The organism is Gammaproteobacteria bacterium (assembly GCA_029882975.1).
In the GTDB taxonomy this organism is placed as follows: domain Bacteria; phylum Pseudomonadota; class Gammaproteobacteria; order SZUA-152; family SZUA-152; genus JAJDNG01.
In genome coordinates, this window is sequence record JAOUJW010000001.1 from 235,808 (window position 1) to 250,011 (window position 14,204).

Annotated in this window: 11 protein-coding genes; 9 read left to right on the forward strand and 2 right to left on the reverse strand. The window is 48.0% G+C overall.

The features are described 5' to 3' along the window. Nucleotides 1-107: 107 nt before the first annotated feature. Both OEY58_01080 and OEY58_01085 read left to right on the forward strand, forming a co-directional pair. Nucleotides 108-581 carry a YchJ family metal-binding protein gene (locus OEY58_01080; protein ID MDH5324036.1) on the forward strand — a complete coding sequence of 158 codons (474 nt, stop codon included), beginning with the start codon at nt 108-110 and terminating at the stop codon, nt 579-581. Next, the gene (locus OEY58_01085) at nt 578-994 is read left to right on the forward strand and encodes a hypothetical protein (protein ID MDH5324037.1); all 417 of its coding nucleotides are present in this window, start codon (nt 578-580) and stop codon (nt 992-994) included. The genes OEY58_01080 and OEY58_01085 overlap by 4 nt, the downstream gene beginning before the upstream one ends. On the opposite strand, the gene OEY58_01090 is transcribed toward OEY58_01085, so the two are convergent. Beyond that, nucleotides 975-1,304: a hypothetical protein gene (locus tag OEY58_01090; protein MDH5324038.1), complete on the reverse strand. Its 330-nt coding sequence runs from the start codon at nt 1,302-1,304 to the stop codon at nt 975-977. The genes OEY58_01085 and OEY58_01090 overlap by 20 nt on opposite strands. Nucleotides 1,305-1,441: 137 nt before the next feature. On the opposite strand from OEY58_01090, the gene OEY58_01095 reads away from it, so the two are divergent. The 3 genes from OEY58_01095 to tal all read left to right on the forward strand — a co-directional run bounded on the left by OEY58_01095 (nt 1,442) and on the right by tal (nt 5,868). After that, entirely contained in the window at nt 1,442-3,622 is a 2,181-nt protein-coding gene (locus tag OEY58_01095; protein ID MDH5324039.1) for a YgiQ family radical SAM protein, read from the forward strand. A gap of 165 nt (nt 3,623-3,787) precedes the next feature. Further along, the gene (locus OEY58_01100) at nt 3,788-4,900 is read left to right on the forward strand and encodes a response regulator (protein ID MDH5324040.1); all 1,113 of its coding nucleotides are present in this window, start codon (nt 3,788-3,790) and stop codon (nt 4,898-4,900) included. After that, complete coding sequence (gene tal, locus OEY58_01105) at nt 4,897-5,868, forward strand: transaldolase (GenBank protein MDH5324041.1); 972 nt, start codon at nt 4,897-4,899, stop codon at nt 5,866-5,868. Before OEY58_01100 ends, tal begins: the two co-directional genes overlap by 4 nt. A gap of 200 nt (nt 5,869-6,068) precedes the next feature. Here tal and OEY58_01110 read toward each other — a convergent pair whose 3' ends face one another. Further along, complete coding sequence (locus tag OEY58_01110) at nt 6,069-7,064, reverse strand: 2-hydroxyacid dehydrogenase (protein MDH5324042.1); 996 nt, start codon at nt 7,062-7,064, stop codon at nt 6,069-6,071. Between the two features lie 158 nt (nt 7,065-7,222). On the opposite strand from OEY58_01110, the gene OEY58_01115 reads away from it, so the two are divergent. The 4 genes from OEY58_01115 to topA all read left to right on the forward strand — a co-directional run bounded on the left by OEY58_01115 (nt 7,223) and on the right by topA (nt 13,483). Continuing rightward, nucleotides 7,223-8,125: a MipA/OmpV family protein gene (locus tag OEY58_01115; GenBank protein MDH5324043.1), complete on the forward strand. Its 903-nt coding sequence runs from the start codon at nt 7,223-7,225 to the stop codon at nt 8,123-8,125. A 133-nt stretch (nt 8,126-8,258) separates the two neighbouring features. Next, nucleotides 8,259-9,833 (forward strand): glutamate--cysteine ligase, encoded by a 1,575-nt coding sequence (gshA, locus tag OEY58_01120; GenBank protein MDH5324044.1) that lies wholly within the window; start codon nt 8,259-8,261, stop codon nt 9,831-9,833. Between the two features lie 73 nt (nt 9,834-9,906). Then, nucleotides 9,907-10,443 carry a TlpA family protein disulfide reductase gene (locus tag OEY58_01125; protein ID MDH5324045.1) on the forward strand — a complete coding sequence of 179 codons (537 nt, stop codon included), beginning with the start codon at nt 9,907-9,909 and terminating at the stop codon, nt 10,441-10,443. 283 nt (nt 10,444-10,726) lie between these two features. Continuing rightward, nucleotides 10,727-13,483 (forward strand): type I DNA topoisomerase, encoded by a 2,757-nt coding sequence (gene topA, locus OEY58_01130; protein ID MDH5324046.1) that lies wholly within the window; start codon nt 10,727-10,729, stop codon nt 13,481-13,483. The last annotated feature ends 721 nt before the right edge of the window (nt 13,484-14,204 follow it).

A 14,204-nucleotide genomic window follows, 5' to 3' on the forward strand; every position in this document is an offset into this window, starting at 1 on the left:
CTTCAGCATGCCCACAAAGAATTGTAAAATACCCTGAGAACCTCTATTGTAACTCACTTTTGTTACTTGCAATTATTATTAACCATTATTGCGACACTGGAGTACCGATGCAGACCGATACTTTGTGCCCTTGTGGCTCCGAATCATCTTACACAGACTGCTGTGGCCCTTATCTGGATGGCAGCAAGACAGCGCCAACCGCTGAATCTTTAATGCGCTCCCGCTACGTTGCCTATAGCCGCAACGACGCCGACTACTTGTTGAAAACCTGGCATCACAGCACCCGCCCTGAACAAGATCCCACCGATAGCAATGTGCAGTGGATAGGATTACAAATATTGCGCACCGAAGCCGGCGGCACTCAGGATGATCGTGGCCTGGTGGAATTTAGAGCACGCTGTCGCATTAATGGTCAGGCCGGCGGTCTCGATGAAGCCAGTGAATTTATTAAAGAAGAGGGACAGTGGTTTTATGTGGATGGCAGTACCATTCAACCAATACGCAATCAGGAAAAACAGGGACGCAATGACCCTTGCGCTTGCGGCAGCGGTAAGAAATACAAAAAGTGCTGTGGTCAATGAACCCGGAGAGCGAAAATTCCCTGCTGCTGTCGGGGCAACCGGCGCTGTTCAAAGAACTGCTCTTGGAACTGCCCCGCTGGTGCAGCCAATTAGGTTACCGTTTGGTACAGATCGACTCGCAACGCAAAACTCTAGCACAAATCAAGCAACTCCGACCCCGAATTATAGCCGCAGAGTTTATCTACCATCCCACCTACGGCTCCCAATTGAGCAATTTTGAATCCCTCATCGCAGCCAATCAAAAAAACCCTCAGCCGGCAGGTTTTCTGGTAATAATCCATAAAGACGATGTACATCACTTCGAACGCTTGGAATTGGACGGTGTGCGCTATGAAATGCTGATTTTGCCGGCAACAGTTGCCACCCTGCGTACTGCCTTGCAAACACTGGCGGCTACTTACTCCGTGGGATGAGTTCTGTTTCGGACATCTCTCCTGCCGTCGCAATGCGAATCATCCCCACATCCGGCAGCCGAGTCAAAATATAACCGGCCAGCAACATGAGTAAGGTTTCGTTTTCCGAGGCAATTGCACCGAGCATTTTATTGGCCGCAATCTGGCATCGCTGGATCAGATTGGGACAATCCACCCATTCACGACTCATTTGCCAACCTTTATCCATGTCCCGATCCATCATTTTGAAAAAATCCTCGCCGTCTTTCAAATCAGCATCACTGATATCCAGGGTTTGTTGCTTATCATCAATATCTATGGTCAATTGCATGGTTATTTCCACATGGTAATTATCGCATGGCTATATTCCATAAAGTTAAATTGTTTAATAGCCAACTGTAAAACATGCCCATAATAACAACTACAGCCCTACTTTCATGTATCCCCTGTGTTATATAATGTCAACGAATGAAATCATCGCCATTATTGTTTTCTTATCGCCCCTACTGGGCCAAACGCTTTGGAACCGCCCCGGTATTGCCCACAAGCCGCGAGGAAATGGATGCCTTGGGTTGGGATGCCTGCGATATTGTTCTGATCAGCGGAGATGCCTATGTAGACCATCCCAGTTTCGGCATGGCGGTTATCGGCAGAACGCTGGAAGCGCAAGGTTTTCGTGTCGGCATAATCGATCAGCCGGATTGGACTGATAATCGTGATTTTATGCGCCTGGGGCAACCGCAGCTGTTTTTTGGCGTGACCAGCGGCAATATGGACTCCATGGTGAATCGATACACCGCCGATCGCAAAATCCGCAGTAACGATGCTTATTCTCCCGGCAATCAAGGCGGCACCCGGCCGGACCGTGCTGTGATTGTTTACGCCCAACGCTGTCGCCAGGCCTATAAAGACACCCCCATCATTTTGGGAGGCATAGAAGCCAGCTTACGCCGGGTTGCCCACTACGATTATTGGTCCGATACCGTCAGACGCTCCATTCTCATGGACTCCAAGGCCGACATACTGGTCTACGGCAATGGAGAACGACAGATTGTTGAAATTGCCCATCGTCTGGCAGCCAAGGAAAGCGTGAAAGAGATACAGGATATTCGCGGTACGGCCTTTATTCGTCAGAACATTCCTGAAGATTGGCAGGTATTGGATGCCTCCAACCTGGATGATGGAAAGGCAAATCCCGACCAAGCATTTTCCAATCCCTACGCCACACAAACAGGCCCCGCCTGCGCTCAAGACAACAATCAGAAGTTGGTGCACCCCCCAAAAACCCGTCGTACCCGCCGAGCCCAGGCCAATACCGTATTGGTATTACCGGGTTACCACGAAGTGAAAACCGACAAATACCTCTACGCCCATGCCTCCCGACTGCTGCATCGAGAGACCAACCCGGGCAACGCTGTGGCGCTGTTTCAATCCCATGGTGATCGTGGCGTTTGGCTCAATCCACCACCACTACCCCTGAGCAGCAAGGAATTGGATCAAGTCTTTGAATTACCTTACACCCGCCAACCCCACCCACGCTATGCCGGGAATGCTATCCCCGCATATGAAATGATTCGCTTTTCCATCAACATTATGCGGGGCTGTTTTGGCGGTTGTACTTTTTGTTCAATCACCGAACACGAAGGCCGCATAATTCAAAATCGTTCGGAAACCTCCATCTTGAAAGAAATAGAAATATTGCGGGATAGTGTTCCCGGTTTCACCGGCATCATATCGGACCTGGGTGGACCCACAGCGAATATGTACCGACTGGCCTGCAAGGATAAAAATATCGAATCCAACTGCCGCCTACCCTCCTGCGTCTATCCTGATATCTGTAAGAACCTCAACACCGACCACAAACCCTTAATTCAACTGTATCGTAAAGCGCGCGCTTTGCCCGGCGTCAAAAAGGTGCTGATCGCTTCCGGGCTGCGTTACGATCTGGCCGTTCAATCCCCAGACTATGTAAAAGAATTGGTAACCCACCACGTGGGTGGATACCTTAAAATCGCTCCGGAACATACCGAAACCGGCCCATTGTCCAAAATGTTGAAACCGGGCATTGGCGCTTATGACAAATTTAAGATTTTATTTGACAAATATTCCTTGGCTGCCGGTAAAGAACAGTATCTTATTCCTTATTTTATTGCGGCCCACCCTGGAACCACTGATGAGGATATGCTGCAACTGGCTTTGTGGCTGAAAAAAAATAACTATCGCGCCGATCAGGTACAGACCTTTCTACCCTCTCCCATGGCAACCGCCAGCGCCATGTACCACACAGAGTTGAATCCCCTGGAAAAAATCAGCCACTCGGGCGAATCGGTTTTTATCCCCAAGGGGCTGAAAATTCGTCAACTACACAAGGCCTTTTTGCGATACCATGCACCGGAGAACCATGCACTGTTACATAAGGCATTGATACGCATGGGCCGGGAAGATCTGATTGGTTACGGCAAACGCCATCTTATCCCGCCCCAGAAAACACAGCCTGGAGCCAACGCCGGTTCCAGAACCCACGTCTTTCGCACCCAGCACGCAGGCGAAATCAACGGGCCCAAACCCACAATAAAGAAAGCATCCCGGCCGAGCCACAAGAAAACCCCGTCAAAACGTAAATCGAGCAAACCCAAGAGACGCCAATAACCGAAACAATTCACAGTTTCGACACACTCTTTAAGCCCGCGCCGGCCCCTTAATTCAAGTCCAAACTTCCTGTGCCGTTAAATCACTCATACCGACAGGCAAGCAACGGTAAGTCTGTACGATCCAATGAAATTTTACCCTTGTATTTTCTAAGCCATGAGTGCAGTGAGATCTACAATACAAACCGAGAAACAGCACAAACTTCTCATCGTGGATGATGCCGAATGGAATCGAGACATGATGCGTATCCAATTGAGTCAATTGGGATTTGACGTGGATTGTGCCGCAGATGCGCCGGAAGCGCTGGAGATGATAAAAAGCTACCCTTACGACCTCATCCTGCTCGATATCATGATGCCGGGAATGAACGGTCTGGAGATGCTCGCCGAAGTCCGGAAATGCCATAGCATGCTGAGTTTGCCCATCATCATGGTAACGGCAGACGACTTGCAGGAACACATCGTTGATGCACTTAATCTCGGTGCCAATGACTATATTGTCAAACCGTTAAGCATGGCTGTGGCAGGCGCACGGGTTCAAACCCAACTTAGCTTAAAAAAGTTGGTTGCGATGAAGGAACAGTTTGTAAAGTTCGCCAGCCATGATTTAAAAAAACCCTTAATCGTAAGTCTGGAAGTGATTAAATCTTTGGAAGACGAATGTAAACCTGGATTGGAATTTACCCCGGACAATGCAGAACTGCTATCTATCGCTTATCAATCCTGCAAGTACATGCAATCCGTGATTGACGGCTTTTTAGGTAATAAAAGTGCCAATGAACCCGATGCCTCGCCCCATGACATCCAATCACTGCTGGAGAAATGTATCCGCAACAACCGGGAATATGCCAAACAAAAACACATACACTTAAAACTCAAATCGGAGCAGAATCTCCCCAAATTTGTTGGGAATGAATTTCAAGTGACCCAAGTGCTGGAAAACCTGATCGGTAACGCCATTAAATTCAGCCCTGCACACACAACTACAACTATTGAAACTCGCTTTGACGATCACTGTGTGTATATCGATATTTGCGACCAAGGTCCCGGTTTCAGCCAACAGGATCTGAAAAAATTATTTACGCCCAATGCGGTATTGAGCAACAAACCGACGGGCAATGAGACCAGCTCCGGTGTTGGACTGGGTTTATCCAAGCACCTGATTGAAGAACAAAATGGCCATATCGGCGCGTTCAACAATCCGGACCAAGGCGCCACCTTTTGGATCAGTTTACCCCGAGAACAAATAAACACCCAAACAGAAAGAGGACTAGCATGATGAATAAACTGGAACAACTCAGCCTGGTGACTAAAGTTGTGGCTGATACCGGCGATATCGACTCTATAAAACAGTATACGCCGATTGATGCAACCACTAATCCATCCTTGCTATACAGTGCCTGCCAAATGCCGCAGTATCAATCCTTGGTTAACAATGCCATCGAATACAGCAGCGCCATTACCGGTTCACCAAGAGAACGCACCGACCTCATTCTGGACAAAATCGCCGTTAACTTTGGTGCTGAAATTCTAAAAACCGTTCCCGGACGGGTGTCAACAGAAGTGGATGCACGGCTCTCCTTTGATACTGCCGCTACGGTAAGACGCGCGGAAAACTTGATTGCTATGTACAAAGAAGCGGGAGTGAGCCGGGAGCGAGTTCTAATAAAGATCGCATCTACCTGGGAGGGCATTCAAGCGGCCGAAATCCTGGAGCGCCAAGGTATTCATTGTAATTGCACGCTTATGTTCCATATGGCTCAAGCAGTCGCTTGCGCCGAAGCGGGAGTGACCCTGATCTCACCCTTTGTGGGCCGCATTCTCGATTGGTATAAGAAAAACCATGAAGTTCATGAATATGCTGCGGAATTCGACCCGGGTGTGGTATCCGTCACTGCGATCTACAATTATTTTAAAAAGTTCGATCACCATACACTGGTCATGGGCGCCAGTTTTCGCAACAGCGATGAAATACTGGAACTGGCCGGCTGCGACCTACTCACCATTTCACCCAAATTAATGGAAGAGCTAAAAAATACAGATGGGAAAGTGGATATCAAACTGAATGCGGGCCAATCCAAAACCATGGATATTCAACGGGTGAAGGTGGACGAAGCCAATTTTCGCTGGTTAATGAACAGTGACGCCATGGCGACGGAGAAACTGGCCGAAGGTATTCGTGGTTTTACCGCCGACACCATCAAACTGGAAAAACTGATTATTGATCAGTTAAGTCAAGCGGCTTAAGGGAAACCCATATCGTAATGCGATGCTAATAGTTCGTCCAGGGATGGACGGCTATTCGCTTTCGCGCACGCGGCCACAAGAAAAGTGCCTACTCTACCATTGCGCACAAGCTCAACGCTGATGATTCGCCGCAAGCTATTCCTCTATATTCCCAGCTCACCCCCCACTCTTTGATGGAAATCCGGCATTGATCGTGAAAACTAAAGCGGTTCAGACAGGTCCGGTAAGACCGCATTACGCGCTTTTCCTACACTGAAATCTCGGATATTGCGGGCCATTTCCTGTACCAGACGCTGTCTTGCCTGGCGGCTGGCCCAGGCAATATGAGGTGTAACTATCAAGTTGGGCAAATCACATTCCAACAATGGATTGCCCTGGGCCGGCGGCTCCACACTTAGCACGTCAATACCGGCACCGGCTATCTTCCGCTCGTGTAAAGCTTGCAATAAGGCGGCTTCATCCACCACACCACCTCTAGCCACATTAATTAATATGGCTTCGCTTTTCATCATGGCCAGTTCCTTAGCACCGATTAAATCCCGGGTGCTGGGTGTCAGAGGACAATGCAGTGTTAACACATCGCTTTGTTGTAACACCGATTCAAATTTCACTCGCCCGGTTCGAGCTGCCTCACGACCGGCTCGCTCTGCCACCAATATCCTCATTCCAAAGGCTTTGGCGGGTTCCACCATCCCTTTACCTAACTCACCGAAACCGACTATACCCAAAGTTTTGCCTGCCAGCTCGTTAATGGGATAGTCCAACAAACAAAACTGTTGTGCTCTTTGCCAAGCTTGATTCGTAATGGCGGTTTGGTAATCTCGAAATGACGTTAGCAAATTCAAGATCAGCATGAAAGCATGCTGCACTACGGAAGGGGTGGCATAGCTGCGTACATTGCTGACCTGTATACCCCGCTCTCGTGCCGCCTCCAAATCAATATTGTTTACCCCGGTGGCGCAAACGCAAATCAGCTTCAAATTCGGTAATTGCTCTATGCAGTAGCGACGAACCGGAACTTTGTTGCATATCAATACTTCCGCATTAGCGGCAAGCTGAACCACATCTTCCTCTCGCACATGCGTATGCGTCGTCAGACCGGACAAACACCCTTGCAGGTCGCTCAAGTCCAGATCATCATTGTCGAGAGACCCCAAATCCAAAAACACAGCCGATAACTTCTTAGTATTTTCCATAGTTTGCCCATTCCCCAATCTCCGGCTCGTGCACCACCGGAAGAAATACAGTAAACTCGTTGATATTATAGCCGAACCCATGCTATGAACGTGCTATGAGTTTGTCTAGCCAAGCCATAACGAGAATCTGACCCAAACCTTAATATAAAGCCACTATTTTGTACCCATCGAATCAACAAACAGCCACGTCGAAACGCACTGCGTTTAAGCACAGCAAAGTCCACCAGTGGCTGCTGCTAGCAGCCGGCCTGTTATTCCTGAATTCGGCCGGCGCCGGACATTTACCTCTGTGGGAACTGGGGGGCGGAATCGGTTTTCTGGACACCCCGCATTACCGCGGCTCCACTCAGTCCGAACAATATTTTGTACCTTTTCCCTACATGGTGTACCGAGGAGAAAAACTCAAAGCAGACCGCGAAGGCATACGAACCGAATTATGGGAAACGGAAGATTTTACACTGGATATGAGTTTTGCGGCTAACGTGCCCGTAGCAGGTGATGCCAGCGAAACCCGTCAGGGCATGCCCGACCTGGACTTGGTCTTGGAAGCCGGGGTATCTGCGGATTTCGGAATCTGGCACCAACACTCACAGGACCTGGAACAGAAATTTCTGCTCAAACTGCCTTTACGAGCGGTGGTATCCATTGGCGATCCGGTCATGACATACCGGGGTTTTGTGTTTTCGCCCTACATTCAGCTACAAAACAAATTAAGTTACGCCAACGCAATCTGGCGTTATTACATCAGCATTGGCCCTATTTACGCGACCGAAAACTACCACGACTATTTTTATGAAGTGGAAAACAAATACGCCACGGCTCAACGTCCCGCATACGATGCCAAGGGTGGATACAGCGGCAGCCGCATTACCCTGTCCTTTACCCGGAATACGGACAAAATATACCTTGGCGTTTTCGCACGCTATGACCATCTGGGCTCTGCAGTCTTTGAGGACAGTCCGCTGGTGCAAACAAACGACTATTTTGTACTCGGCGTGGTCGCTTCCTGGATTTTTACCCGGTCGTCGGAACGCGCGGCTAACCACGGCTCTACTGATTGACACCCGCATTGACACCCGGTTCATTCCGATTGACACATGGATGAGGATTCCGAGTAGTTCCAGGATTACCACCACTTGCAAATCTGCTATTATGCCTCCAGCATAATGCTAATGAGTCTAGACGGCCATCAACGTGCACAAACAAATCGAAAACCGGATTAATCGCATAGAACATCTGCGGGATAATGACCTATTAAAAGGTATCCTGACCGGTTTGGAGAAAGAAAGCCTTAGAGTTTGTTCTGAAGGCACCATTGCACAAACCCCGCATCCTGCCAAGTTGGGGGCAGCCCTCACCCATCCCTATATCACCACGGACTATTCTGAAGCTCTATTAGAGCTAATCACCCCTCCCTTGGAAGGCGTAAATCAGGCCATGGACTTTTTGGACAAAACACACAAGTTTGTCTACTCCACATTAGAAGATGAAATTCTCTGGTCTACCAGCATGCCCTGCATCGTCACCGGCGAAACCAGCATCCCCGTTGCTCAATATGGCAGCTCCAACGCCGGGAAAATGAAAACCGTGTACAGAGAAGGGTTGGGATATCGCTATGGTAAAATGATGCAGGTTATCGCCGGCATTCATTTTAACTACTCCTGGCCGCGACCATTTTGGCAACGTTACCAGGAGATTTGCCAACACAAAGGCGACCTTGACGTCTTTATATCGGCACAATATTTTCACGTCCTGCGTAACTTGCAACGTTTGGATTGGATCATCCCCTACTTGTTTGGAGCGTCACCGGCAATCTGCAAATCCTTTATTAGCGGCCCCGCGGTTGGATTGGAACAATACGATGAATTCACCTATTACCAACCTTACGCGACTTCTTTAAGGTTGGGAGATATTGGATACCAGAACTACAAAGAAGGTATCAGCGGCATTAAAGCCAACTATGACAGCCTCGATGATTATGTCAGTAGTCTCACCCATGCAATAGAAACCCCCTATCCCGACTATGAAAAAATCGGTGTCGTGGTTAACGGCGTATACCGGCAATTGAATGCCAATTTGTTGCAAATCGAAAACGAATACTATAGTACAGTCCGCCCCAAACAAATCGTGGATAGAAATGAAAAACCCAGCCTGGCACTCAAACGCCGCGGGGTACGCTATATTGAGTTGCGCTCCCTGGATTTGAACGTCTTTGAGCCTTTAGGTGTCAATAAAACCCAGCTGCATTTCTTGGAAGCATTGTTATTGTTGTGTTTGTTTGCCGACAGCCCGCCGATTACACCTCAAGAACGCAAAAACATAGACGTGAACCTGAGTACGGTCGCTCACCAAGGGCGCAAACCCGGATTACATCTGCGCCGGGGAGAGTCCGAAGTGTTGCTGAAACAATGGGCAAAGGAGATTTTTTCCATGCTGGGAGGAGTGTGTGAACTCATGGACTCCCTGCAGGAAAGCAGCGACTACGGCAGCGCACTAATGCAACTGCATCGTCTGATCGATACTCCGGAATTGACCCCATCGGCAAGAATTCTGGCAGAAATGAAACAACAAGGCGAATCCTTTTTCCCCTTTTCCATGCGCTATAGCCGCAAGCATTACCGCCATTTTACAGCTGCTGCGCTCGACGCCTCGCTACGGGAGTCCTTCGAAAAAGAGGCAGTTTTGTCACTGCAAAAACAACAACAATTGGAACAAGCGGATAACTTAAGTTTCCCCGACTTTTTGCAGCAATATTTTTCACAGAAGTGAATCCGGACTGTAACAAAATGGCATGTAGCCAGTCTATAAAACCAGTTCGCCGACAAGTTTCTGAGAGGCAAGTATGATTAAAACATTGATCCAAAGCGTGCCCAAAAATGCTCAAACCGGCCTGATAGTCATAGGACTGTTATTGAGCACCGGGGTGTTTGCCGCTATTAGTGGTGTCCTGAAAGACTTTAACGGCAACATCAAAACGCTGGATGACTACACCGGCCAAGGCCAATGGGTTGTTCTGATGTTCTGGGCCTCCGATTGCAGCGTCTGCAATAAAGAGGTGCATCAGTATGTCGCTTTGCATAAAAAGCACTTAAAATCTCATATGCGGGTTTTAGGGGTTTCCTTGGATGGAGATAAAAAAATTGACGCGGCCCGGGATTTTCTAAAAAAACATCAGGTCAACTTTCCTAATCTCATCACCGATCCGGCCACCGGTGCCCGCTTATATGAACTATCCGGTGATAGCTGGATAGGTACACCCAGCTTTATGGTTTTTAAGCCGAATGGCGAGTTGGTGGGCGCACAAACCGGCGCTGTACCGGCCAACGTAATCGAATCCTTCATAACCCGGGAAGTTCAGGCACAGGTGGGCGCGAAATAGAAAAATTTCACAAAAATTGACACTGTGGCAAGGAAGACCGGCATCGCAATGTACAAATAACAAGCAACTCCCATTAAACCAAGCCTTTAAAACGGATCCCTATCCATGCACAAACCCAGAAACACCCCAGAGTCCTCGCCTCGCTCTGGCACAAAATTTGATCATTTATAGCACTTTCGTCACAAAGAACTTGACAGAAATAGTTCTTCTGCCTTATTTCTTATGTTTACTGATTTAAACATAATTGTTGCTTTATTTATTAACTAATTGAACTTAAAGAAAAATGGGAAAATCTCTGGTAATTGTCGAGTCTCCGGCTAAGGCAAAAACGATAAACAAATATCTGGGCAAGGACTATATCGTCAAGTCCAGCATCGGCCATATCCGGGATTTGCCCAGTAGCGGCAGTGCTGGAAAGTCGGCTATGTCACCTGCCGAGCGCGCCAAACTGGCCGCTGAAGCACGCAAACTGCCGCCAAAAAAACGCGAAACGGAGAAGCGCAAACGCGCCTGGACTTCGTTGGTTAAGCGTATGGGTATCAACCCGGAAAAAGGCTGGAAACCCACTTACGAAATCATGCCAGGGAAAGAGAAAGTGGTGCAGGAACTGCAAAAACTGGCTAAAACGGCTGACGCCATCTATCTGGCTACAGACTTGGACCGAGAAGGAGAGGCCATCGCCTGGCATTTGCGCGAAGCGATAGGAGGCGATGACACTCAATTCAAACGTGTGGTCTTCAACGAAATCACCCAAAAAGCCATACAACATGCATTTGATCATCCGACCAAACTGAATCAACACCAGATCAATGCACAACAGACTCGGCGTTTTCTGGACCGTGTCGTCGGCTATATGCTCTCACCGCTATTGTGGAAAAAAATAGCCCGAGGTCTGTCTGCCGGCCGGGTACAATCGGTTGCTGTACGTTTGGTGGTGGAACGGGAAAAAGAAATTAACGCTTTTATCCCGGAGGAATATTGGGAAGTCCATTGTGATCTAAAATCTCCAAAAGAAGATTCTTTTCGAGTGCAGGTGGTTAAACATCACGATCAAAATTTCAAACCGGTAAACAAAGAGCAAACCGATGCAGCATTGGCTGTACTGGAGCATGCCACCTACATTGTCGACAAACAAGAAACCAAACCTTCGAGCAGTCGTCCCAGGGCACCGTTTATTACTTCCACGCTACAACAGGCAGCCAGTACCCGCATGGGTTTTGGCGTCAAAAAAACCATGCTTATGGCGCAGCGACTCTACGAAGCCGGTTACATCACTTACATGCGAACCGACTCCACTAACTTGAGTGCCGAAGCCGTACAAAGTTGCCGGGAGTATATTGAAAAACACTACGGCAGCAACTACCTGCCACCCAAGCCCAATATTTACAGCAGTCGCGAAGGTGCACAGGAAGCGCATGAAGCTATTCGTCCTTCCGACGTCAAGGTGATGAAAACCGATTTAAAAAATATGGACCCGGATGCGGAGCGACTCTACGAATTGATATGGCGTCAATTTGTTGCTTGTCAGATGACCCCGGCCAAGTTTGATGTCACCACCTTGACAATTAAAGCTGAAGATTATTATTTGCGTACCAAAGGTCGAGTGGTTCGTTTCGATGGTTGGACCCGGGTTTTGCCGCCTCAACAAAAAAACGATGATGATCGATTATTACCGGATGTTCAGGAAAACGACATTCTTACATTACTTAAGATCGACCCCTCGCAACATTTTACCAAGCCGCCACCACGCTATAGCGAAGCCAGCCTGGTAAAAGAACTGGAAAAGCGTGGCATCGGTCGCCCCTCCACTTATGCCGCTATCATCTCCACTATCCAGGACAGAGGCTACGTTACCCTGGACAAACGACGATTTTATGCGGAAAAAATCGGCGAAGTGGTCACCGAGCGGCTGACAGAAAACTTTCATGACCTGATGGACTACGGTTTTACAGCAGGCATGGAAGAACAATTGGACACCATTGCTGAAGGAAAAAGCAATTGGAAAAAGGTACTGGACAACTTTTATGCTGATTTTAAAACCAAGCTGGATAATGCCGAGAATGATGATACCGGCATGCGCGCCAACACCCCAGTACCGACGGATATTGTATGTCCCACTTGTGGCCGCGAAATGATGATTCGCGTGGGCTCCACTGGTGTCTTTTTAGGTTGCAGCGGCTACAACCTTCCGCCCAAGGAGCGCTGCAAATCCACGATCAACCTGATCCCGGGTGAAGAAGCAGTCAATGCGGACGAGGACGAAGAAAGCGAAGCCAAGGCGCTGATAGAGAAACACCGCTGCCCGGTTTGCAGCACCGCCATGAATCACTACCTCATAGATGAGAACCGTAAACTCCACGTTTGTGGAAACAGCCCGGATTGCCAAGGCGTGGAAATCGAGCACGGCAAATTTCGCATTAAGGGCTATGAAGGCCCCATCATCGAGTGTGATAAGTGCGGGGCCGAAATGCAGCTTAAAACCGGCCGCTTCGGTAAATATTTCGACTGTACCAATAGCGACTGCTCCAATACCCGCAAACTATTGCGCAACGGCGAGGCAGCACCGCCCAAAGCAGACCCCATCCATATGCCGGAGTTACCCTGCGAAAAAACCGAAGGCTATTTCATCCTTCGTGACGGAGCCGCCGGGATTTTTTTAGCGTCCAGCGCCTTTCCCAGATCCAGGGAAACCCGAGCACCGTTGCTGCTAGAAATTATACCGCACAAAGACGAACTGGATCCCAAGTTTGCCTACTTGTGTGAGGGACCGCTTGAAGATAGTGCCGGTAACCCGACTGTAATTCGATTCAGTCGCAAGAATAAAGAACAGTATTTGATGACCGAGCATGAAGGCAAAGCCACCGGTTGGAGCGCCCATTACCACTCCGGACAATGGGTGATTGAAACACCCAAGGCAGCCGTTAAAAAAGCTGTTAAGAAAAAAACAAAGAAAAAAACCGCCAAGAAAAAAACGGCCAAAAAAAGTACTACAAAAAAGAAAGGCACTGCTAAAAAAAGTATTAAAAAGAAAACCAAATAAAAACCATTCGACTCTTGCCAGTAAACACTAAACTCTTGTTAGTAAAATAGTTATTGCATAATTTTTACTAACAAGAAGGTTTACGCAACCCGCTTATATCCCTGACAAAGTCTCCCCCCCTTCATTTATAAATCAGTAGCCTATATTGTTTACGAGGAACTCTGCACCTTTACGCGAGTCATAACAATACGCGCCATAAATTGCAGCGTAATGAATACTATGCACTATTTACTGAGGAAGCATTGGACGATAAGAGGAATATGGACTTAACTTACTATATTACTCTGTAAATCCAAAAATTAAGAGGATTTATATCGCATACAGAGAGTTTATAAAGAGGCTATAGCCTTTCGACAAGCGGAGTTTATACGATATCAATACACATTTGAGAAAGGCGACAATGATGTATAGACATAAACGATTGGTTTTGAGAGAGGCATGAAGAATATTGGTTACACTATGAACAAAGTTGCACGCATTATAACCCTATTCACTCCAACAGCATCTGTCGCAAGCATATTCTGCCTGCAAGTCACCACCTCTTTTCGGTCACTCCGCACCGTAAACCCTGCCGGCATCGACCGCAATAGCAACTGTTGCATCATGCGTTTGTTAAACATCCGGCGTCAAAAAATACTTTGGCCCATTAATTGCACTTTTCACAATAGTATGCTGTTGTTTTTACATACTTATTACGAAACAACTAAATTTCGTCTTAAGG